The 22,375-nt window shown below is 62.3% G+C and carries 22 protein-coding genes; 10 read left to right on the top strand and 12 right to left on the bottom strand.

Annotated elements, in window-relative coordinates:
• Window positions 1-73: 73 nt before the first annotated feature.
• Together M5C71_RS32180 and dadA are read right to left on the bottom strand one after the other, a co-directional pair.
• Window positions 74-427: a RidA family protein gene (locus M5C71_RS32180; protein ID WP_103497910.1), complete on the bottom strand. Its 354-nt coding sequence runs from the start codon at window positions 425-427 to the stop codon at window positions 74-76.
• A complete protein-coding gene (dadA, locus tag M5C71_RS32175) occupies window positions 399-1,703 on the bottom strand; it encodes a D-amino acid dehydrogenase (protein WP_248769586.1) in 1,305 nt (434 codons plus the stop codon). Before dadA ends, M5C71_RS32180 begins: the two co-directional genes overlap by 29 nt.
• A 159-nt stretch (window positions 1,704-1,862) precedes the next feature.
• Here dadA and M5C71_RS32170 point away from each other — a divergent pair, with 159 nt between their 5' ends.
• On the top strand, window positions 1,863-2,351 hold the full coding sequence (locus M5C71_RS32170; protein WP_017125528.1) for an Lrp/AsnC ligand binding domain-containing protein: 489 nt from the start codon (window positions 1,863-1,865) through the stop codon (window positions 2,349-2,351).
• 2 nt (window positions 2,352-2,353) lie between these two features.
• On the opposite strand, the gene M5C71_RS32165 is transcribed toward M5C71_RS32170, so the two are convergent.
• Window positions 2,354-2,707, bottom strand: a complete 354-nt coding sequence (locus M5C71_RS32165; RefSeq protein WP_103497907.1) for a YkgJ family cysteine cluster protein — start codon at window positions 2,705-2,707, stop codon at window positions 2,354-2,356.
• 170 nt (window positions 2,708-2,877) lie between these two features.
• Window positions 2,878-3,123, bottom strand: a complete 246-nt coding sequence (locus tag M5C71_RS32160) for a DUF1127 domain-containing protein (RefSeq protein WP_248769585.1) — start codon at window positions 3,121-3,123, stop codon at window positions 2,878-2,880.
• Between the two features lie 182 nt (window positions 3,124-3,305).
• On the opposite strand from M5C71_RS32160, the gene M5C71_RS32155 reads away from it, so the two are divergent.
• Together M5C71_RS32155 and M5C71_RS32150 are read left to right on the top strand one after the other, a co-directional pair.
• The gene (locus M5C71_RS32155; RefSeq protein WP_103497903.1) at window positions 3,306-4,739 is read left to right on the top strand and encodes a PLP-dependent aminotransferase family protein; all 1,434 of its coding nucleotides are present in this window, start codon (window positions 3,306-3,308) and stop codon (window positions 4,737-4,739) included.
• 58 nt (window positions 4,740-4,797) lie between these two features.
• Complete coding sequence (locus M5C71_RS32150) at window positions 4,798-6,351, top strand: phospholipase D family protein (RefSeq protein ID WP_248769584.1); 1,554 nt, start codon at window positions 4,798-4,800, stop codon at window positions 6,349-6,351.
• A 104-nt stretch (window positions 6,352-6,455) separates the two neighbouring features.
• On the opposite strand, the gene M5C71_RS32145 is transcribed toward M5C71_RS32150, so the two are convergent.
• Together M5C71_RS32145 and M5C71_RS32140 are read right to left on the bottom strand one after the other, a co-directional pair.
• Entirely contained in the window at window positions 6,456-7,607 is a 1,152-nt protein-coding gene (locus tag M5C71_RS32145; protein WP_103497900.1) for an MFS transporter, read from the bottom strand.
• A 237-nt stretch (window positions 7,608-7,844) separates the two neighbouring features.
• Window positions 7,845-9,338 carry an aldehyde dehydrogenase gene (locus M5C71_RS32140; protein ID WP_103497899.1) on the bottom strand — a complete coding sequence of 498 codons (1,494 nt, stop codon included), beginning with the start codon at window positions 9,336-9,338 and terminating at the stop codon, window positions 7,845-7,847.
• 237 nt (window positions 9,339-9,575) lie between these two features.
• Between M5C71_RS32140 and M5C71_RS32135 the strand changes: the two genes are divergently transcribed.
• Window positions 9,576-9,938 carry a cupin domain-containing protein gene (locus M5C71_RS32135; protein ID WP_103497897.1) on the top strand — a complete coding sequence of 121 codons (363 nt, stop codon included), beginning with the start codon at window positions 9,576-9,578 and terminating at the stop codon, window positions 9,936-9,938.
• Here the strand turns inward: M5C71_RS32135 and M5C71_RS32130 are convergent, their stop codons facing one another.
• The 3 genes from M5C71_RS32130 to rpmB form a co-directional block, all read right to left on the bottom strand.
• The gene (locus M5C71_RS32130) at window positions 9,939-11,327 is read right to left on the bottom strand and encodes a hypothetical protein (RefSeq protein ID WP_103497896.1); all 1,389 of its coding nucleotides are present in this window, start codon (window positions 11,325-11,327) and stop codon (window positions 9,939-9,941) included.
• A gap of 161 nt (window positions 11,328-11,488) precedes the next feature.
• On the bottom strand, window positions 11,489-11,644 hold the full coding sequence (rpmG, locus tag M5C71_RS32125; protein WP_003177274.1) for a 50S ribosomal protein L33: 156 nt from the start codon (window positions 11,642-11,644) through the stop codon (window positions 11,489-11,491).
• A 12-nt stretch (window positions 11,645-11,656) separates the two neighbouring features.
• Window positions 11,657-11,890: a 50S ribosomal protein L28 gene (rpmB, locus tag M5C71_RS32120; RefSeq protein WP_007921114.1), complete on the bottom strand. Its 234-nt coding sequence runs from the start codon at window positions 11,888-11,890 to the stop codon at window positions 11,657-11,659.
• A 450-nt stretch (window positions 11,891-12,340) separates the two neighbouring features.
• Here rpmB and M5C71_RS32115 point away from each other — a divergent pair, with 450 nt between their 5' ends.
• Complete coding sequence (locus M5C71_RS32115; RefSeq protein ID WP_103497894.1) at window positions 12,341-13,930, top strand: ABC transporter substrate-binding protein; 1,590 nt, start codon at window positions 12,341-12,343, stop codon at window positions 13,928-13,930.
• Window positions 13,931-13,992: 62 nt separating this feature from the next.
• Here the strand turns inward: M5C71_RS32115 and radC are convergent, their stop codons facing one another.
• Complete coding sequence (gene radC, locus M5C71_RS32110; protein ID WP_100942176.1) at window positions 13,993-14,667, bottom strand: DNA repair protein RadC; 675 nt, start codon at window positions 14,665-14,667, stop codon at window positions 13,993-13,995.
• A 134-nt stretch (window positions 14,668-14,801) separates the two neighbouring features.
• Between radC and coaBC the strand changes: the two genes are divergently transcribed.
• The 4 genes from coaBC (at window position 14,802) to argB (ending at window position 20,106) form a co-directional block, all read left to right on the top strand.
• Window positions 14,802-16,010: a bifunctional phosphopantothenoylcysteine decarboxylase/phosphopantothenate--cysteine ligase CoaBC gene (coaBC, locus tag M5C71_RS32105; RefSeq protein WP_103497893.1), complete on the top strand. Its 1,209-nt coding sequence runs from the start codon at window positions 14,802-14,804 to the stop codon at window positions 16,008-16,010.
• Window positions 16,011-16,015: 5 nt separating this feature from the next.
• Window positions 16,016-16,471, top strand: a complete 456-nt coding sequence (gene dut, locus M5C71_RS32100) for a dUTP diphosphatase (RefSeq protein ID WP_100942178.1) — start codon at window positions 16,016-16,018, stop codon at window positions 16,469-16,471.
• A gap of 1,267 nt (window positions 16,472-17,738) precedes the next feature.
• Window positions 17,739-19,136 (top strand): phosphomannomutase/phosphoglucomutase, encoded by a 1,398-nt coding sequence (locus M5C71_RS32095; protein WP_247263089.1) that lies wholly within the window; start codon window positions 17,739-17,741, stop codon window positions 19,134-19,136.
• A 64-nt stretch (window positions 19,137-19,200) separates the two neighbouring features.
• On the top strand, window positions 19,201-20,106 hold the full coding sequence (gene argB, locus M5C71_RS32090; RefSeq protein WP_103497890.1) for an acetylglutamate kinase: 906 nt from the start codon (window positions 19,201-19,203) through the stop codon (window positions 20,104-20,106).
• Window positions 20,107-20,241: 135 nt separating this feature from the next.
• Here argB and M5C71_RS32085 read toward each other — a convergent pair whose 3' ends face one another.
• Entirely contained in the window at window positions 20,242-20,799 is a 558-nt protein-coding gene (locus M5C71_RS32085) for a DUF4124 domain-containing protein (protein WP_103497918.1), read from the bottom strand.
• 36 nt (window positions 20,800-20,835) lie between these two features.
• Window positions 20,836-21,477, bottom strand: a complete 642-nt coding sequence (gene pyrE / locus M5C71_RS32080; protein ID WP_152736668.1) for an orotate phosphoribosyltransferase — start codon at window positions 21,475-21,477, stop codon at window positions 20,836-20,838.
• A gap of 83 nt (window positions 21,478-21,560) precedes the next feature.
• Between pyrE and M5C71_RS32075 the strand changes: the two genes are divergently transcribed.
• Window positions 21,561-22,340 carry an exodeoxyribonuclease III gene (locus M5C71_RS32075; RefSeq protein WP_003176915.1) on the top strand — a complete coding sequence of 260 codons (780 nt, stop codon included), beginning with the start codon at window positions 21,561-21,563 and terminating at the stop codon, window positions 22,338-22,340.
• The last annotated feature ends 35 nt before the right edge of the window (window positions 22,341-22,375 follow it).

Raw genomic sequence — 22,375 nt, 5'->3', positions numbered from 1 at the left:
TGGACGGTCAACGGGGAAAAAAACCGGTGCGAAAAGCAGTGAGACCGCCATCACACCGGGAGAGGGATCGTACTTAAGGCAGAGCGGCCACGACCGACAGCTCGACCAGGATTTCCGGTTCGCACAGCTTCGACTCAACCGTGGCACGGGCCGGCGCGACGCCTTTGGGCAGCCACTTGTCCCAGACCGAATTCATCCCGGCGAAGTCGGCATCGATGTCTTTCAGGTAGATCGTCACCGACAGCAACCTGCTCTTGTCGGTACCCGCCAGATCCAGCAAACGCTCGATATTGCCGAGGGCTTCACGGGTCTGGGTTTCAATCCCGGCGCTCATGTTGTCGCCAACCTGCCCCGCCAGATACACGGTACCGCTGTGAACAACGATCTGGCTCAGACGTTCATTGGTGAGCTGGCGCTGGATTGCCATGTTTTGCAGTCTCCTGGGGCGTTTTGCCGTAACGGGAAATATCGAGGCCTTCGGCACTGATCTGCGGCTTTTTCTTCGCCATCAGGTCAGCCAGCAGGCGACTGGAGCCACAAGCCATGGTCCAGCCGAGCGTACCGTGACCGGTGTTCAGGAACAGATTGCGGAATGAGGTCGCCCCCACGATCGGCGTGCCGTCGGGAGTGGTCGGACGCAAACCGGTCCAGAAACTGGCTTGCTCGAGGTCGCCGCCCTGAGGATAAAGATCGCCGACGATCATCTCCAGCGTTTCGCGCCGTTTCGGATTCAGCGACAGGTCAAAACCGGCGATTTCCGCCATGCCACCGACGCGGATGCGGTTGTCGAAACGAGTGATCGCGACCTTGTAGGTTTCGTCAAGGATAGTCGAAGTCGGGGCCATGGCCGGGTTGGTGATCGGCACGGTCAGCGAATAGCCCTTGAGGGGGTAGACCGGTGCCTTGATCCCCAGCGGCTTGAGCAACTGCGGCGAATAACTGCCCAGCGCCAGTACGTAGCGGTCGGCGGTTTCCAGCTTGCCGTCGATCCACACGCCGTTGATGCGGTCACCCGCATGGTCAAGCCGTTGAATGTCCTGGCCGAAGCGGAATTCCACACCGAGCTTGATGGCCATTTCGGCCAGGCGGCTGGTGAACATCTGGCAGTCGCCGGTCTGGTCGTTCGGCAGGCGCAGGGCGCCGGCGAGGATATCGGTGACGCTGGCCAGGGCCGGTTCGACCCGGGCAATGCCGGCGCGGTCGAGCAATTCGTAAGGGACGCCGGACTCTTTCAGTACCGCGATGTCTTTTGCCGCGCCATCGAGTTGCGCCTGGGTGCGGAACAACTGGGTGGTCCCCAGGCTACGGCCTTCGTAGGCAATCCCGGTTTCGGCGCGCAGTTCGTCGAGGCAGTCACGGCTGTATTCGGACAGACGGACCATGCGCTCCTTGTTCACCGCATAACGACTGGCGGTGCAGTTGCGCAGCATCTGTGCCATCCACAGGTACTGGTCGATATCGGCGGTGGCCTTGATCGCCAGCGGTGCGTGACGCTGCAGCAGCCACTTGATGGCCTTCAGCGGCACGCCCGGGGCGGCCCAGGGCGAGGCATAACCGGGCGAGACCTGGCCGGCGTTGGCGAAACTGGTCTCCATGGCCGCGGCCGGCTGACGGTCGACCACCACCACTTCGAAACCGGCCCGCGCCAGATAATAAGCACTGGTGGTACCAATGACGCCGCTACCCAATACCAGAACTCGCATGTGTCTATTCCTCAATCCGCGGCCAGGCGCCGATGTTTAATGTTCAAAGCCAAGATGCGTGCAGTGTAAAAAACAATAGCCAGTGCTTTTCACTATATAAGTGCCTATATTTGGCGAGAATTCTCGGCACTATCGCTTTTGACGGAGGGGCATTCCCTAATGAGAACCAACCATCAGACCAAGCGCGAGCTGGACAAGATCGACCGCAATATCCTGCGCATCCTGCAGGCCGACGGGCGCATCTCGTTCACTGAGCTTGGCGAAAAGGTCGGACTGTCCACCACGCCCTGCACCGAGCGGGTTCGCCGGCTGGAGCGCGAAGGCATCATCATGGGCTACAACGCCCGGTTGAACCCGCAGCACCTCAAGGGCAGCCTGCTGGTGTTCGTCGAGATCAGCCTCGACTACAAGTCGGGCGACACCTTCGAAGAATTCCGACGTGCCGTGCTGAAATTGCCCCATGTGCTGGAATGCCACCTGGTCTCGGGGGATTTCGACTACCTGGTGAAAGCACGGATTTCCGAGATGGCTTCCTACCGCAAGCTGCTCGGCGACATCCTGCTCAAGCTGCCCCACGTTCGGGAGTCCAAGAGCTATATCGTGATGGAAGAAGTGAAGGAGAGCCTGAACCTGCCGATTCCGGATTGAGCCTAGACCAGTACCTGACGCGTGGTAGCGATGTATTCGTGCACCTGCTGCTCGGCCCGTGGATGAATCATCTCCACGGGACGTCGGCCATTGGGGCAAGGCAACGTCGGCGTCGTGCCGAACAAACGACAGATCAGCGGGCGCTCGTCATACACCGTGCAGCCGTTCGGTCCCAGGTGCACGCAATTGAGCTCGTCCAGCGCCGCTTCCTGCTCGGCGGCGGTCTTGCGCGGCAGGCGGGCCATCTCCTCGGACGAAGTGGTCACCGGCCCGCAGCAGTCGTGACAGCCCGGCACGCAGTCGAACGACGGAATTTGCTGACGCAGAAAGCGGATTTTCTGACTGTTGCAACTCATCGAACGACGACCGGAAAGAAGAACAAGCGCGTATTTTGCCTGAAAAAACCACTCCCGGCAGCAAACCTGCTCATCTGAAGGAACGCGGTCCCCTGTAGGAGCCGGCTTGCCGGCGATCAGGCCCTTGAGTCATGCGCCCGCGGGCAAGCCGGGCTCCCACAAGTTTCGCGTCAAGAACGCCAGAACGGTTTCAAACCTTCTTTCCGGGCCTGCTCCGAGCTCAATCCGATATCGCTCAGTTCCTCGGGCGTAAGTGCAAGCAAGGTCTTGCGGGTACGCAGACGATGCCAGAACAGACCCATGGCACCGAAGGCCGGAGCGCCGCCACGGGCGGAAGACGCCATGACTACCCGCTCGTGCTCGATCACCAGTTCCTGACTGCGCAACACCAGACGCACATCGCTCATGCCGTTCATTACCTCTGCTCCTTTGTTACTCGGTTGCCATGAGTACATAGAATGGGTGAGCGGCCAAAACCATTACAGATTCAATCAATTTTTATTAATTCAATACAGATCTCGCCAAAGCGCGACTGAATCCTGTATTTTCTCCCTATCTGTACCGTCCAACGCTTTCCACCGTCGCCGAGAACTGCGCCATGACCCTCTACGTCAACCTTGCCGAATTGCTTGGAACCCGCATAGAACAGGGTTTCTATCGCCCCGGAGACCGCCTGCCTTCTGTACGGGCGCTGAGCGTGGAGCACGGTGTCAGTTTGAGTACGGTGCAGCAGGCCTACCGCGTCCTGGAAGACAGCGGGCTGGCCCAACCAAAACCCAAGTCCGGCTACTTCGTACCCGTAGGCCGCGAACTACCGGCGTTGCCGGTCATCGGCCGACCGGCACAACGCCCTGTTGATATCTCGCAATGGGAACAGGTGCTGGAACTGATTCGCGCCGTCCCTCGCGAGGACACCGTACAGTTGGGCCGCGGCATGCCCGACATCGACAGCCCGACCCTGAAACCGCTGCTGCGCAGCCTGGCGCAGATCAGCCGCCGCCAGGACATGCCCGGCCTGTCCTACGACAATATCCACGGCAACTTCGGGCTGCGCGAACAGGTGGCGCGCCTGCTGCTCGACTCCGGCTGCCAGCTCGGCCCCCAAGATCTGGTGATCACCACCGGCTGCCACGAGGCCCTGTCCACCAGCATCCGCTCCATCTGCGAGCCGGGGGACATCGTCGCGGTGGACTCACCCAGCTTCCACGGCGCCATGCAGACCCTAAAGGGCTTGGGTATGAAGGCCCTGGAAATCCCCACCGACCCGATCACCGGCATCAGCCTCGACGCCCTGGAACTGGCCCTCGAACAGTGGCCGATCAAGGCCATACAGTTGACCCCCAACTGCAACAACCCGCTGGGCTACATCATGCCGGAGTCGCGCAAGCGCGCCCTGCTGACCCTGGCCCAGCGCTTCGACGTGGCGATTATCGAAGACGATGTGTATGGCGAACTGGCCTACACCTACCCCCGTCCGCGCACCATCAAGTCCTTCGATGAAGACGGTCGCGTGCTGCTCTGCAGCTCCTTCTCCAAGACCCTCGCCCCGGGCCTGCGCATCGGTTGGGTCGCACCCGGTCGTTACCTCGAACGGGTGCTGCATATGAAGTACATCAGCACCGGCTCCACGGCCCCGCAGCCACAGCTGGCCATCGCCGACTTCCTCAGAAACGGGCACTTCGAGCCGCATCTGCGACGCATGCGCAGCCAATACCAGCGCAACCGCGACCTGATGATCGACTGGATCAGCCGTTATTTTCCCGCCGGCACCCGCGCCAGTCGCCCCCAGGGCAGCTTCATGCTCTGGGTCGAACTGCCCGAAGGGTTCGATGCCCTGCGCCTGAACCGGGCGCTGCAGGACCAGGGCGTGCAGATCGCGGTGGGCAGCATCTTTTCCGCCTCGGGCAAATACCGTAACTGCCTGCGCATGAACTACGCTGCCAAGCCGACGCCACTGATCGAAGAGGCTGTGCGCAAGGTCGGCGCGGCCGCGATCAAATTACTGGCACAAAACGAGAGCAGTATCGATTGACCTTTACCCGCCGGATAGCGTCCATATGCCGACACCTACCGACCCGGGGCGATGACCATTGAAAGCCTGCTTGCTGCTCATTGCCCTGCTGTTGAGCGGATGCGCGACCCTGGATGCTCCACGGCTTCCCAGCCAGGCCCTGGCGGCGAGCGAATCGAGCTTCGGTCGTTCGATCCAGGAACAGGCCGCACCCTGGCAGGGGCGCTCGGGCTTTCGCCTGCTGCCCAACGGCAGCGAGGCGTTCAGGGCCCGGGCCGAATTGATCCGCAATGCCCAGGTCAGCCTGGATTTGCAGTACTACATCGTCCATGACGGCCTGAGCACCCGCATGCTGGTGGATGAACTGCTCGAGGCCGCCGATCGCGACGTACGGGTGCGCATCCTGCTGGACGACACCACCAGCGACGGGCTCGACTCGGTCATCGGCACCCTCGCCGCCCATCCGAATATCCAGATTCGCCTGTTCAATCCGCTGAACCTGGGCCGCAGCACCGGTGCCACGCGTACCCTGGGCCGTTTGTTCAACCTGTCGCAACAACATCGGCGGATGCACAACAAGCTGTGGCTGGCCGACAACAGCGCGGCCATCGTCGGCGGCCGCAACCTCGGGGACGAATATTTCGGCGCCCAGCCGGACCTGAACTTCACCGACATCGACCTGCTCGGCTTCGGCCCCGTGGCCGAACAACTCGGACACAGCTTCGACCAGTACTGGAACAGCGCCCTGAGCGCGCCCATTGGCGACTTCCTCTCAAACCCACCGTCCGCGGTGGAACTGGCCAAGGCCCGACAACAGCTCAAGGACTCGCTGGGCAGCTATCGCCAGCACAATACCGCCCTGTACCTGAAGCTTCGGGCCTACAAGAGCGAGCCGCACATGGATATCTGGCGCCGTGAGCTGATCTGGGCCTGGAGCGAGGCGCTGTGGGACGCACCGAGCAAGGTTCTGGCCAGGGACGAGCCTGATCCACGCTTGTTGCTGGCCACACAGTTGGCGCCGGAACTGAAGAACGTCCATACCGAACTGATGATGATTTCCGCCTACTTCGTGCCTGGTCAACCGGGGCTGGTCTATCTGGCCGGGCGCGCCGATGCCGGGGTCTCGGTCAGCCTGCTGACCAATTCGCTGGAGGCCACCGACGTGCCTGCCGTGCACGGCGGTTACGCGCCTTACCGCAAGGCGTTGCTGGAACACGGCGTGAAACTCTTCGAACTGCGGCGCCAGCCCGGGGAGCGTGGCGGCAGCGGGCCGCACCTGTTTCATAGCGCGTCCTACAAAGGCTCGGACTCCAGCCTGCACAGCAAGGCGATGATTTTCGACCGGCAGAAATCCTTTATCGGTTCATTCAACTTTGACCCGCGCTCGGTACTGTGGAACACCGAAGTCGGCGTCCTGGTGGACAGTCCGGAGCTGGCGGAACACGTTCGGGCCCTGGCCTTGCGCGGCATGGCCCCGGCCCTGAGCTACCAGCCGCGCCTGGAGCAGGGACAGATTGTCTGGGTCACCGAGGACCACGGGCAGCTCCACGAGCTGCACCACGAGCCGGGCAACTGGTGGCGTCGGTTCAACGCCTGGTTCGCCAACCATATCGGATTGGAGCGCATGCTCTGAAGGTTCACGAGGCCTGACCTGTGGGAGCAAGCTTGCTCGCGATCAGCCGGCAGGCTGATGTTTCGGCGGTGCCCGGAAGCCCGTCATCGCGAGCAAGCTTGCTCCTACAGGGAGGTGGCCGACTGTGCCGTGCCGAAGGCCCCTTGGCGCAACAGCAACACCAGCAGGCCCAAGGCCCCGGCCGCCATGAACAACGGCAAGGCATGCCCGCTGATCCACTGGCTGCCCGCACCCGCCACCAACGGCCCGATCAGGCAGCCGATGCCCCACAACTGCGCCACATGGGCGTTGGCCCGCACCAGCGCGTCGTCGCGATAACGCTCGCCGATCAGGATCAACGACAAGGTGAACAGCCCGCCCGCGCTGGCACCGAACAGCACCCACAGCGGCCAGATCAGCAAGGTGTCGAGCAGCAGAGGCACCGCCAGGCTCGACAACATCAGCGCCAGGGCGCAACCGATGAACAACGCGCGCCGGGACAGCCGATCGGCCAAGGCGCCAATCGGCAACTGCAACAAGGCATCGCCCACCACCACGGTGCTGACCATCGCCAAGGCGATATCCGCCGTGAAGCCTTGGCGCAGGCAGTACACCGGCAACAAGGTCAGAATCATCGCCTCGAAAGCAGCAAACAGCGAAATGGCCCAGGCAATGGCCGGCAAACCCCGGCAGAAGCCCAGCAAGTCCGCCAGGGTGACGCGATTGGACTCCGTGGTTGGCGCACCGCTGCGCCCCAGCAACAGGAATGGCGCGACCACCAGCAAGCCCACGCCAACCCAGAAGCCGTAATCACCTTCCGTGCCCACAGCGGCCAGCAGCAGCGGGCCGGACAGTTGGCTCAGCGCATAGGTGCTGCCATAAAGCGCCACCAGGCGTCCGCGCCATTGTTCGACCACCAGTTGATTGATCCAGCTTTCGCCGAGGATGAAGACGATGGTCAGGATCACCCCGATCATCAGGCGCAGCACCAGCCACACCGGGTAGCTGGGCAGCAGCGCCAGCAAACCGATAGACAGGGCTCCCGCCCATAGGCAGAGGGCCATCAACCGGGCAGTGCCGAAGCGCGCCGCCAGATGGCTGGAGATACTGGCACCGAGCAAGACCCCGATGGCCGGCATCGCCGCCATCACGCCAATGGCAAAAGAGCCATAACCCCAGCTTTCCAGCCGCAGGGACACCAACGGCATGCTCACGCCCAGTGCCAGCCCGACACTGAGTACCGAAGCCAGCACGGCGAAATAAGTCGCCCAACGCATGTTCCACGCTCCTGTGGATAGTTTCTGTTCAAGACGACACAGCCGGACTTCCTTGCGGAGAGTCCGGCTGTGTTTATTGGGGATACCCGATCACAGACACAAAATTCTGATCAACCCCCGACCTGTAGGAGTTGGCTTGCCAGCGATGAGGCCCGCAGACCTTGCATTGCCCTTACAGACGCCATCGCCAGCAAGCCGGCTCCCACAAGTTTCGCTGCGGTCTCAAGAGCCGAGGCGTTACAACTTGATCCAGGTCGCCTTCAGCTCGGTGTACTTGTCGAACGCATGCAGCGACTTGTCACGGCCGTTACCCGACTGCTTGAAGCCGCCGAACGGTGCGGTCATGTCGCCGCCATCGTACTGGTTCACCCACACGCTGCCGGCCCGCAGGGCCTTGGCGGTCAGGTGCGCCTTGGAGATGTTCGCGGTCCAGACCGCTGCCGCCAGGCCATAGGGCGTGTCGTTGGCAATGCTGATCGCCTCTTCCACGCTGTCGAAGGCAATCACCGACAGCACCGGGCCGAAGATTTCTTCCTGGGCGATCTTCATCGCGTTGCTCACGCCATCAAAGATGGTCGGTTCGACGTAGGTACCACCGGTTTCCTGCAGGGTCCGCTTGCCACCGGCCACCAGCTTGGCGCCATCGGCATGACCCGATTCGATATACGACAGCACGGTGTTCATCTGCTGGGTATCCACCAGGGCACCGACATTGGTCTCCGGGTCCAGCGGGTTGCCCGGCTTCCAGGCCTTCAGCGCTTCGATCACCAGCGGCAGGAAGCGGTCCTTGATCGAACGCTCCACCAGCAGGCGCGAACCGGCGGTGCAGACTTCGCCCTGGTTGAAGGCAATGGCGCTGGCCGCGGATTCGGCGGCGGCCTGCAGGTCCGGAGCATCGGCAAAGACGATGTTCGGGCTCTTGCCGCCGGCTTCGAGCCAGACGCGCTTCATGTTGGACTCGCCGGAGTAGATCAGCAGTTGCTTGGCGATCTTGGTCGAACCGGTGAACACCAGGGTGTCGACATCCTGGTGCAGGGCCAGGGCCTTGCCGACGGTATGACCGTAACCCGGCAGCACGTTCAGCACACCCGCCGGAATACCGGCTTCAACCGCCAGGGCGGCAATGCGGATCGCGGTCAGCGGGGACTTTTCCGAAGGTTTGAGAATCACCGAGTTACCGGTGGACAACGCCGGCCCGAGCTTCCAGCAAGCCATCATCAACGGGAAGTTCCACGGCACGATGGCCGCGACCACGCCCACCGGCTCACGGGTCACCAGACCCAACTGATCGTGGGGAGTAGCAGCCACTTCGTCATAGATCTTGTCGATGGCCTCGCCGCTCCAGCTCAGGGCCTGGGCCGCGCCGGGTACGTCGATATGCAGGGAGTCGCTGATCGGCTTGCCCATGTCGAGGGTTTCCAGCAAGGCCAGCTCCTCGGCATTGACCTTCAGCAACGCGGCAAAACGAATCATCGCCGACTTGCGCTTGGCCGGGGCCAGGCGCGACCAGACACCGGAGTTGAACGTCGCGCGGGCACTCTCGACCGCACGCTGGGCATCGGCCGCATCGCAACTGGCGACGCTGGTCAGCAGGCGGCCATCGACCGGGCTGATGCACTCGAAGGTCTCATTCGAGACCGCCGCGGTGTATTCACCATTGATGTAGGCACGGCCTTCAATCTTCAGCTCACGGGCACGTTGTTCCCAGTCAGCACGAGTCAGGGTGATCATTCGAGTGTCCTCCTCTTATTGAAATACTGGAACCGTGCGCTCTTGCGCCAGCACCGTTCGGAATTCTGCCCAACGAGCCTCGATTCAGGCCCATGGCACCCACCACCCTAAACCAGCGGCACCTGAAGTTTCAATATATTTGACAAAGACTCGTCAAACGCCGTTGCCATGTTCGTTTTAATAAACATAGACTCGGTGCTTGCGACCCAAGGCCCGTCACCGCAGAGGAAGAGCACCATGAGTATCCAGGACATCGTCGATTTCAGCGAAGCCACCACCGTACCGGAACGCTTTCGCCCGGCAGAGGAGAAAGTGTTCAAGGGCGATCCCGAGCAAACCATCTACAACCACTATGGCAGCCCCTGCGGGCAGATGAATGCCGGCGTCTGGGAGGGCGCGGTGGGCCAATGGACGGTGAACTACACCGAACATGAATACTGCGAAATCGTCCAGGGCGTCTCGGTGCTGCGCGACGCGGACGGCAACGCCAAGACCCTGCGCGCCGGCGATCGTTTCGTGATCCCGGCGGGCTTCAAGGGCACCTGGGAGGTGCTGGAGCACTGCCGCAAGATCTATGTGGTGTTCGAGCAGAAAGCCTGATCAGACCTGGACGCACCAGATACGCGGATCCTGGGCAGGCTGGGCCGGGTAGGGAATATCCACCTTGATGTCATCGCGCTCGAAACGCATCCGACTGTCAGCGGTTTTCTCGAACTCGTCCCTGGTCAGGGCCAAGATCCAGTAAAGATCCAACTGACCACAATCCTCGCTCACATGGGTAGCGACCGTCGCTGCCCTGAGGTCAATGCGGCCATCGCTCAAGACGAAGGCGGCATCAATCCCGACTTCAATTTTCTCGGGCTGTGTAGCCAGACGGTAGGAATGCGTGGGATTGAAGCTCCCTTGCATAACCTGGTTCGGCACCAGCAAACGCTTCCCTGCCGGGTCGTTGAAACGCGGCAGGAACGAATCGAAAACTTGCGCTGTCTGTCGATTGGACTCGGCAATGACCTCCCGAATACGTCGCCCCATCAACTCGTCAGGGGGAGTATCCAGAGGCGGCACCGAATCCAGCAGCATCGCTACGGGCGTTTCTCCCCGGGCGACGCGCGGCAGCCAGTCCACACCCTGCTGCTCAAGCAGATAGCCGGCTAAAGCACCCAACGCATAGCTTTCATGATCGGCAGCCAGATAATCATCTCGCGCCAGCAGGCTCAGTTCCTCAAGCATGAGTACCGACCACTCATGGGAGAGTGGACGCGCGCCCAGCACCAGCGGCCGAACAATCGCCTCCACATAACGCGCACTACCTTCGGAACGATCAGTGCCATGAATGTGCTTCAACTCGTCGGCATACCCGCTTGACCATTGGCGATACCAATAACTGGCCCGCCGCAAAGCATCGGCCCGCCCCTGAGCCGCCGCCAGCAGGTGACGGATCAACTGGTTGCGATGCATGCGCGGCTCGGCGGCGGCAGGGTACAAAGTGCTGCGATCCGATCCCGGGGAGAATGCCCAGCTCTTTTCGTCCTCGGCGTAAAAATGAAAGGCTTCGTGGGTTGCCAGACTGAACACATCGGGAATCGCTCGCGGATCTTCCAGCCGCTGCAGTTCGTCCGCCGGCAGTTCCTTTCCCAGACCGATAAAGACAGACGGACGCCCCCGCCAGAGGATCTTGTCGAAGGATTTGTATTCGTAGGAAACCCCAAGCGTCCTGACCGCCTCCATATCGATCTCGCTCCCCCCCTGCGCGTTCATCAGCCAGGCCCGCTGCCCGTCGCTGGTCAACAACTGGACATCCGCAAACACACGGGTGATTTCATTGAACGCGGCCAATGCGGACCAGCCGATCCGAGTGGCCTCGATCATCCTGCGTACGTAGGCATCGGTACTGGTTTCGGCCTTGGCCGACTGAGCCGCCGAAACCGCAATACTCCCCGCTGCCAGGACCACCAGCAGCAGAATTCCAAACATCCTCGCAATCATCATGAGCGTTCTCCACATCCGCATCCTTTCGGTGTTCACCCCAGTCTAGGAAAGGCGCAACGGGAAAAATGTAGGAATCAGCCATGCAATAGGCAGGAGCCGGCCGAAAAAAGGCGAAAAAAAACCCCGAACCAGTCGGGGTTTTTCTCGAAAAACAAAATCAATTACTTGATTTTGCCTTCCTTGTAGATCACGTGCTTACGAACAACCGGATCATATTTCTTGATCTCGATTTTGTCCGGAGTAGTGCGCTTGTTCTTGTCAGTCGTGTAGAAATGACCAGTACCGGCGCTCGAGATCAAACGAATCAATTCACGCATGATTTAGCTCCCTTATACCTTGCCATCGCGACGAAGTTCGGCCAGCACGACATCAATGCCGCGCTTGTCGATGATACGCATGCCCTTGGCGGATACGCGCAGACGCACAAAACGCTTCTCGGACTCGACCCAGAAGCGGTGATGCTGCAGGTTCGGCAGGAAACGACGACGGGTTTTGTTGTTTGCGTGGGAAATGTTATTCCCAGTCACCGGACCCTTACCGGTAACTTGACAGACTCTAGACATGCCTCAGCCCTCTAAAACCACATGCCCAACCCGGCATGGGTTGGCCGCTTAATCTCTCAGTCATTTGGCGCCAGGCGCCGCGTTTCTTTAAGGGTCTTACCGGCTACACCTACAAGCGAAGGAACCGGGCCCCTAGAAAAGAGCGCTGCTTTATACCAGAAAGACTCAGGTGCAACAACATCAAGTGTGATTAAAACCTCGACGGTGCACCGTCAATGACCGGCCAGGACGCCAGCAACCTGGGCTGGCGCCCTGAAAGGCCGCTCGTCGCACAACACCGGCCAGCGGCGCAAAAGGCCCGGCAAACCGTGCGGTGAAAATATCGGGGGAAGCAGGCAAACTGAAAAATCCGCTAAAAACGGGATAGTCAATTACCGTCCATACCTCTAGGGTAGGACTTTTCCAGACTGCACTCGCAGATGGGACAACGACCTGCAAAGGATACTGAATATGCGTCTCGCTGCCCTACCGCTATTGCTCGTCCCCTTCCTCGGGGTATCGGCCCAGGCCGCCACCACCCTGAGCGTCTGCACCGAAGCCAGCCCCGACGGGTTCGACGTGGTGCAGTATAACTCGCTGAGCACCACCAATGCCTCGGCCGACGTGCTGATGAACCGCCTGGTGGACTTCGACGCCGACAGCGGCAAGCTGGTGCCCAGCCTCGCTGACAGCTGGACCGTGTCCGACGACGGCCTGGTCTACGAGTTCAGGCTGCATCCGGGGGTGAAATTCCATCACACCGACTACTTCAAGCCGACCCGCGACCTGAGCGCCGCCGACGTGCGCTTCAGCTTCGAACGCATGCTCGACCCGGCCAACCCATGGCACCAGATCGCCCAGAGCGGCTTCCCCCACGCCCAGTCGCTGCAACTGCCGAGCCTGATCAAACGAATCGAGGCGGTTGATCCGCTGACCGTGCGCTTCACCCTCGACCACCCCGACTCGACCTTCCTCGCGGCCCTGAGCATGGGCTTCGCCTCGATCTATCCGGCGGAATACGCCGACAAGCTGATGGCCGCGGGCACCCCGGAAAAACTCAACAGCCAGCCCGTCGGCACCGGCCCGTTCGTGTTCGGCCGGTTCCAGAAAGATGCCTCGATCCGCTACAGCGCCAACCCGGACTACTTCGCCGGCAAGCCGGCGGTCGACAACCTGGTCTTCGCCATTACCCCCGATGCCAACGTCCGCCTGCAGAAGCTGCGGCGCAACGAATGCCAGATCGCGCTCTCGCCCAAGCCCCTGGATGTCACGGCTGCCAGTAAAGAGCCGACGCTCAAGGTGGAAAGAACCGCGGCCTTCATGACCGCTTTCGTAGCCATCAACAGCCAGCATCCCCCCCTGGACAAACCGGAGGTACGCCAGGCGATCAACCTCGCCGTCGACAAGACCAGCTACCTCAAGGCCGTGTTCGAAGAAACCGCCGAGGCCGCCAACGGGCCGTACCCGCCCAACACCTGGAGTTACGCCAAGGACCTGCCCGGCTACGCCCATGACCCGGAAAAAGCCAAGGCCCTGCTGGCCAAGGCCGGGTTCAAGGACGGTTTCCAGACCACCATCTGGACACGTCCGTCGGGCAGCCTGCTCAATCCCAACCCGAGCCTCGGTGCCCAGCTGTTGCAAGCCGATCTCGCCGAAGTCGGCATCCAGGCGCAGATCCGCGTGATCGAATGGGGCGAACTGATCCGCCGGGCCAAGGCCGGTGAGCACGACCTGTTGTTCATGGGCTGGGCTGGCGACAACGGCGACCCGGACAACTTCCTGACCCCACAATTCTCCTGTGCGGCGGTGAAATCGGGCACCAACTTCGCCCGCTACTGCGATGCGGGCCTGGACAAGCTGATCAGTGCCGGCAAGACCACCAGCGAGCAAGGGGTGCGCAGCAAGCTGTACGAGCAGGCCCAGGCGCAGATCCAGCAACAGGCGCTGTGGGTGCCGCTGGCGCATCCGACGGCCTTCGCCTTGCTGCGCAAGAACGTCCAGGGCTATGAAGTGAGTCCGTTCGGGCGGCAGGATTTTTCCAAGGTCAGCCTCAAGCCTTGAAACCGGCACACCCTCTGCAGGAGCCGGCTTGCCGGCTCCTGCAGGGGATCGTTCCCGGACCGCTACATCCAGCCCCGCTCCATCATCGACAAGGGCTCGCCCTCGCCGACGATAAAGTGATCGAGCACACGCACATCGACATATTCCAGTGCCGTTTTCAGCCGCTTGGTCAGCACGTGATCAGCCTGGCTGGGCTCGGCAACCCCCGAAGGGTGGTTGTGACACAGGATCAACGCCGCCGCATTGTGCGCCAGCGCCCGCTTGACCACCTGCCGAGGATAGACACTGGTGTTGTCGATGGAGCCGTGAAACAGCGGCTCGAACGCCAACACCCGGTGCTTGCTGTCGAGAAACAGGCAGGCGAACACCTCATGAGGCTCATGACGCAGCATCGCCTTGAGGTAATCGCGGACCGCCCGCGGGCTTTCCAGCACCGAGTCGCGGCGCAGGCGCTCGGCCAGATGCCGTCGGGCCATCTCCAGCACTGCCTGCAATTGTGCAAATTTGGCCGGCCCCAGGCCCAACTGGCGACCAAACGCCTGCTGGTCGGACTCCAGCAGATTGCGCAGGCTGCCGAACCGACTCAACAGGTGCCGGGCCAGGTCCACCGCGCTCTTCCCGGAAACCCCGGTACGCAGAAAGATCGCCAGCAACTCGGCGTCCGACAGGCTCGCCGCCCCCTGCTCCAGCAATTTCTCCCGGGGCCGCTCCGCCGCCGGCCAATCACGAATACTCATTCCACCTCCCTGTCCTTGTGGCGCCGCTGTTCCCTGGCGGTCGCTGTGTTATCTTAGCCCATCATTTTTACCCCTGATCTGGCCTGGGGAGGCGTCGTCAGGGGGTCGCCATCACCGGACTAAAAGGCAGGTCTATGCAGCGGCTGTATCGGAAACGCATCGTTCTCGGCGTCGGCGGCGGCATTGCTGCCTACAAGAGCGCCGAGCTGGTTCGCCGACTCCTCGACCAGGGCGCCGAAGTGCGCGTGGTCATGACCCGTGGCGGCAGCGAGTTCATCACCCCCCTGACCATGCAGGCGCTGTCCGGGCATCCGGTGCACCTGGACCTGCTCGACCCGGCCGCCGAAGCCGCCATGGGCCATATCGAGCTGGCGAAATGGGCCGACCTGGTGCTGATCGCCCCGGCCACCGCCGACCTGATCGCGCGCCTGGCCCAGGGTATCGCCAACGACCTGCTGACCACCCTGGTGCTCGCCACCGACGCCACCGTGGCCATCGCCCCGGCGATGAACCAGGCCATGTGGCGCGACCCGGCCACCCAGGCCAACACCCAATTGCTGCAAAGCCGCGGCCTGAAAGTCTTCGGCCCGGCCTCCGGCAGCCAGGCCTGCGGCGACGTCGGCCTGGGGCGCATGCTCGAAGCCACGGACCTGGCGCAATGCGCCGCCGATTGCTTCCAGCACCTGGCCATGACCGGCAAACACGTGCTGATCACCGCCGGCCCGACCCAGGAAAACATCGATCCGGTGCGCTACATCACCAACCACAGCTCCGGGAAAATGGGCTTCGCCCTGGCCGAAGCCGCGGTGGAAGCCGGTGCCCGGGTGACCCTGATCACCGGCCCCGTGCACCTGCCGACCCCGGACCGGGTGACCCGCATCGACGTGGTCAGCGCCCGCGACATGCTCGCCGCCTGCGAAGCGGCCATGCCTTGCGACCTGTTTATCGCCTCGGCAGCGGTCGCGGACTACCGCCCGGAAGTCGTTGCCCCGCAAAAACTCAAGAAAGACCCTACGAACGGCGACGGCCTGCTGCTGCAGATGGTGCGTAACCCGGACATCCTGGCCACCATCGCCAGCCGCGTCGACCGTCCGTTCAGTGTCGGTTTCGCCGCCGAAACCGAACATCTGCTCGACTACGCCGCGCGCAAGCTCAAGGACAAGAACCTCGACCTGATCGTCGCCAATGACGTGGCCAACCCCAGCATTGGCTTCAACAGCGAGGAAAACGCCTGCAGCGTGATCGACCGCGAGCTCCACGCGACGCTGTTTGCCCAGACCAGCAAGGGCAAGATTGCCCGCCAGCTGGTTTCCTTTATCGCCGAACGACTGAACCAGGTTTAATTTTCATGCACGCTTTGCAAGCCAAGATCCTCGACCCACGCATCGGCGGCGAATTCCCGCTGCCGCAGTACGCCACGCCCGGCTCCGCCGGTCTCGACCTGCGCGCCATGCTCCAGCAGGACACCGTACTGGAACCGGGCCAGACCTTGCTGATCCCCACCGGCCTGTCGGTGTACATCGGCGATCCGGGCCTCGCCGCCCTGATCCTGCCGCGCTCCGGCCTGGGCCACAAACACGGCATCGTGCTGGGCAACCTGGTGGGCCTGATCGACTCCGACTACCAGGGCGAACTGATGGTGTCCTGCTGGAACCGCGGCCAGACCGCCTTCAACATCGTCGTCGGCGAGCGGATTGCCCAACTGGTGCTGGTGCCGGTGGTCCAGGCGCACTTCGAACTGGTTGAAACCTTTGACGAAAGCCAACGCGGTGCCGGCGGCTTCGGGCATTCGGGCAGCCATTGACCTAAGCTGGTCCAGGCCCGGTCCGAACGGTGCGCGTTGAATTTCAGGATGACCCTCTCGGAGGCAGTATTTGAAAGGCTTCAAGCGCAGTGCAAAGACCGCCGGCGGTCATGAAAGCAACGGCCATGCGCCTCCAGGCGACGCCACCAGACCCCTGTTACCGGGATTGCAGATTGCCTTGGGCGGGTTGGCCCTGGCCGCCGCGCTCCTGTGGCTTGGCGTAGTCGCGCCCTGGAACCAGGCGCTGCGCGGCAGCCTGGTGCAGACCCCGGGTGCCGTCGCGGCCGCGGGCCTGAGCCAGGCCAGCAGCGACCTGATCGCCCAGACCGAGGCGACGGCCCTTGATCCTTCGCTGCTCAAGGCCCTGCAAAGCCAGAACGCCGACCAGGTCAAGGCCGCGGAAGCCGGCTTGCGCTTCGCCAGCGGCCTGGTGGACGCGCAACTCTACCTGCCCGGCCAGGCCCAACCGAGCAATGACCGCGCCGCGCCGCTGAATTTCTCGGCGCTGGACCTGATCACCCGCGCCGAGCGCGGCACCCGACCCGCACCGGAAGCCTACAAGATCGGCCAGCGCTGGCTGGTCTACAGCGTGGCCTCACTCAAGGCACCCGCCGCCACCCAAAGCAGCGGCACCCTGCTGCTGGTCTTCGACCTGCAACGCCTGCTCCAATCCCTCAGCACATTCCACCCGGAGACCGGCGAACTGCGCCTGACGCAAAGCGTCCTCGGCAGCCCGGAACAGGTGCTGGACCAGCGCGGAACGGCGGCAACCGACGAAAGCGTTGCCTTTGGTACCGGCAACCCCAACTGGACGCTGAAATTCAGCCCAGGCCCCTCGCTCAAACTGTCCTATCCCCTGAGCGCCTACGCCCTGACAGCCCTCGCCGCCCTGCTCGCCCTCGGCGGCGCCCTGCTGGGCACCTACCTGCCGTACAAACGCCTGCAGAACCGTCTCGACGGCGATGCCCGACAGCTGGAGCAACTGTTTCGCGAACTCTCCGGCGGCAAAGCCGTCAAAGCCTTCAGCTTGAGCCTGCCGGCCCTCAATGGGCTGGCCCAGGAACTGGCGCGCTTTTCCTTGCGCAATGGTCATCCCGAGCCTGTCGGCAGTGATCCAGGCACCGCGATCCGCAGCGCCCCCGCGCCGATCCAGTCCACGACGCCAAGTACCGTCTGGGCCGATCCGCTGTTCCAAGACACCGACATTCTCGATATCGATATTCTCGACGAACACCAGGATTTCCTGGGAACGGAGCCCACCCACACCATGAACAGCACCGCACCTGCCATCCCGAGTTTCCCTGACAGCATCTTCCGCGCCTACGACATCCGTGGCACGGTCCCGGAGACCCTGAACGGCGAAACCGCCTACTGGATCGGCCGCGCCATCGGCGCCCAGAGCCTGGCCCAGGGCGAGCCCAACGTGTCGGTCGGCCGTGACGGTCGCCTGTCCGGGCCGGAGCTGGTCCAGCAGTTGATCCAGGGCCTGCACGACAGCGGCTGCCACGTCAGCGATGTCGGCCTGGTGCCGACCCCGGCGTTGTACTACGCCGCCAACGTGCTGGCCGGCAAGTCCGGGGTGATGCTCACCGGTAGCCACAACCCGTCGAACTACAACGGTTTCAAAATCGTCATCGCTGGCGACACCCTGGCCAACGAGCAGATCCAGGCCCTGCACACCCGCCTCAAGAACAACGACCTGAGCAGCGGCAAGGGCAGCGTCGAGAAAGTCGACATCCTCATCCCGTACTTCGAGCAGATCCGCAACGACATCGTGCTGGCGCGGAAACTCAAGGTGGTGGTCGACTGCGGCAACGGCGCCGCCGGGGTCATCGCCCCCAGGCTGATCGAAGCCCTGGGCTGTGAAGTGATCTCGTTGTTCGAAGAGGTCGACGGCCACTTCCCCAACCACCACCCGGACCCGGGCAAGCCCGAGAACCTGGTGGACCTGATCGCCAAGGTCAAGGAAAGCCATGCCGACCTTGGCCTGGCCTTCGACGGCGACGGCGACCGCGTCGGCGTGGTGACCAACACCGGCAGCATCGTCTTCCCCGACCGCCTGCTGATGCTGTTCGCCAAGGACGTGGTGGCGCGCAACCCTGGCGCGGACATCATCTTCGACGTCAAGTGCACCCGCCGCCTGACGCCCCTGATCCGCGAATACGGTGGTCGCCCGGTGATGTGGAAAACCGGTCACTCGTTGATCAAGAAAAAAATGAAGGAAAGCGGCGCCCTGCTCGCCGGCGAAATGAGCGGCCATATCTTCTTCAAGGAACGCTGGTTCGGTTTTGACGACGGTATCTACAGCGCCGCGCGCCTGCTGGAGATCCTCAGCCAGGAGAAATCCAGCGCCGAGGAGCTGTTCGCGACCTTCCCGAACGATATTTCCACGCCGGAAATCAATATCAATGTGACCGACGAGAGCAAATTCAGCATCATTGATGCACTGCAACGCGACGCCGACTGGGGCGATGCCAACCTGACCACCATCGACGGTGTGCGGGTCGACTATCCCCAGGGCTGGGGCCTGGTCCGCGCCTCCAACACCACCCCGGTGCTGGTCCTGCGCTTCGAAGCCGACAGCGAAGCCGAATTGCAGCGCATCAAGGACGTGTTCCACGCCCAATTGAAACGTGTTGCGCCTGATCTCCCACTACCGTTCTGACCTCTGGAAGGTGTAAAAGCGTAGTCTTTGCACCGTCCGACCACTTGTTCCACCGGAGCCCTGAATGACCCTCGAACGCGATGCCGCTGCCAATACCGCCAAGGTTCTTTCCGAAGCGTTGCCTTACATCCGCCGATACGTCGGCAAGACGCTGGTGATCAAGTACGGCGGCAACGCCATGGAAAGCGAAGAGCTGAAAACCGGTTTTGCCCGCGACATCGTGTTGATGAAAGCGGTGGGGATCAACCCGGTGGTGGTCCACGGGGGTGGCCCGCAGATCGGTGACCTGCTCAAGCGCCTGTCCATCGAGAGCCACTTTATCGACGGCATGCGCGTGACCGACGCCCAGACCATGGACGTGGTGGAAATGGTTCTCGGCGGCCAGGTAAACAAGAGCATCGTCAACCTGATCAACCGTCACGGCGGCAGCGCCATCGGCCTGACCGGCAAGGACGCCGAGCTGATCCGCGCGAAAAAGCTCACCGTGACCCGCCAGACCCCGGAAATGACCCAGCCGGAAATCATCGACATCGGCCAGGTCGGCGAAGTGGTCGGGATCAACACCGATCTGCTGAACCTGCTGGTCAAGGGTGATTTCATCCCAGTGATCGCACCGATCGGCGTGGGTGCCAATGGCGAGTCCTACAACATCAACGCCGACCTGGTGGCGGGCAAGATCGCCGAGGCCCTGAAAGCCGAGAAGCTGATGCTGCTGACCAACATTGCCGGCCTGATGGACAAGGAAGGCAAGGTCCTGACCGGCCTGAGCACCACCCAGGTGGATGGACTGATCGCCGACGGCACCATCTATGGCGGCATGCTGCCGAAGATCCGTTGCGCACTGGAAGCGGTACAGGGCGGGGTTGGCAGCTCGCTGATCATCGACGGTCGCGTGCCGAACGCGGTGCTGCTGGAGATCTTCACCGATACCGGCATGGGCACCCTGATCAGCAATCGCAAGCGTCACTGATCAAGCCGAAGCACGGACTCGAAAACGCAATACCCCCTGTAGGAGCCTGGCAAGCCAGGCTCCTACAGGGATCGTGTCGGCCGTCGCTACGAGCGAGGGTCAAGGCAGTATTTACAGGCTCGTGCCGACCACACCTCAGTGCGTCAGCTGCTCCACCCGCGCCCGATCCACCGCGAAGTCCTGCTGCGCCTGGACCCGTGCCGCCTGGTAGCGGGCAATATCGGCCCTCATCCGCGCCTGCTCATCCCGTAGCCCCGCGAGTTGCCCGAGCAATTGCGGCGACACCTCGTGCCCCGCCCGCTCCTGCTCCGCCGCCTGGCCTTGCAAACTGGCCTGCTGCGCCAACAAGGCGTTGAGGTTGGTCTGGATACTCGCAATCATCGCGTCCAGCTCAGCGAGTTTCCGAGCCTGGGCCTTGTCGACCTCGCCGACGCTGGAATAACGCTGCAACAGCTGCGCATTGGCATCGGCCTGGGCTTTCTGCGCCTGCAAGCGCGCCAACTCCTCGGCCGTCGGCGCCGGCGCAATCGTCTGCACCACCCGACCGCGCGAGTTCAGCACCTGATAACCCTTGCCCGCGTACTCCGGGGGAACCTGGCGGTCGAGCACCGTGACGCCCTTGCCATCGACATAGCGATACAGCAGCACGCCGGATGCGTCCTCGGCCTGAACGGCAAAGGACACACAGAGCATCAGGGGCAACCACCGATACCCACGGCGCAAGGGAGGTCAGATTCCGTATTGCGCGCGATAAGCCTCAACCGCAGGCAAATGCTGCTTGAGCTGCTCATCGTCGGCCAGGAACTGCAGGACCTGGGTCAGGGACACGATGCTGACCACCGGGATCGCGAAGTCACGCTCGACTTCCTGGATCGCCGACAGCTCGCCGTTGCCGCGTTCCTGGCGGTTGAGTGCGATCAGCACGCCGGCAGGCTTGGCGCCCTGGGCCTGGATGATCTGCATCACCTCGCGGATCGCGGTGCCGGCGGTGATCACGTCGTCGATGATCAGCACATCGCCGGCCAGCGGCGCGCCGACCAGGCTGCCGCCTTCGCCGTGGGCCTTGGCTTCCTTGCGGTTGAAACACCAGGGCAGATCACGCCCGTGATGCTCGGCCAGGGCCACGGCGGTGGCCGCCGCCAAGGGGATACCCTTGTAGGCCGGGCCGAACAGCACGTCGAACGCAATGCCGCTCTCGACGATCGCCGACGCATAGAAACGCCCCAACTGGGCCAGGGCCGAACCGCTGTTGAACAGACCGGCATTGAAGAAGTAAGGACTGGTACGTCCCGACTTCAGGGTGAACTCACCGAAGCGCAAAACCCCGCGATCGATGGCAAAACGAATGAAGTCGCGTTGATACGCCTGCATGAAAAAAGCCCCAAATACCACGGATTTAGCTAATTAGGTAGACCTTGGGGTATCATACACGCACGTGATTTTTGGGGCCATTTATGCGGATCATCAGTGTGAACGTCAATGGTATTCAGGCCGCAGTCGAGCGTGGTTTGCTCAGTTGGCTGCAAGCTCAGAATGCCGACGTCATCTGCCTGCAGGACACCCGCGCCTCCGCCTTTGAACTGGACGACCCAGCCTTCCAACTGGATGGCTACTTCCTTTATGCCTGCGATGCCGAAGTCCCCGCCCAGGGTGGCGTGGCTCTGTATTCGCGGTTGCAACCGAAGGCTGTCATCAGCGGTCTCGGTTTCGAGACGGCAGACCGCTACGGGCGCTACCTGCAAGCCGATTTCGACAAGGTCAGCATCGCGACCTTGCTGCTTCCCTCGGGGCAGAACGGCGATGAAGACTTGAACCAGAAGTTCAAGCTTATGGACGACTTCGCCCGCTATCTGGACAAGCAGCGGCGCAAACGTCGCGAATACATCTACTGTGGCTCGCTGTACGTCGCGCAACAGAAGCTGGATATCAAGAACTGGCGCGACAGCCAGCAATCCCCGGGCTTCCTGGCGCCGGAACGGGCCTGGATGGACGAGATTGTCGGCAACATGGGCTATGTCGATGCCCTGCGCGAAGTCAGCCGCGAAGGCGACCAGTACAGCTGGTGGCCGGATAACGAACAGGCCGAGATGCTCAACCTCGGCTGGCGTTTCGACTATCAGTTGCTGACCCCGGGCCTGCGTCGCTTCGTCCGTAGCGCACGCCTGCCGCGCCAGCCGCGTTTCTCGCAGCACGCGCCGCTGATCGTCGACTACGACTGGACACTGACCATCTAAGGGTCTTTTCGCAGCGACAAAAAAGCCGACTTTGC

This window comes from Pseudomonas sp. MWU12-2345, from assembly GCF_023242385.1.
Lineage (GTDB): Bacteria > Pseudomonadota > Gammaproteobacteria > Pseudomonadales > Pseudomonadaceae > Aquipseudomonas > Aquipseudomonas gingeri_D.
This window is presented reverse-complemented; position numbering and strand designations above follow the sequence as displayed.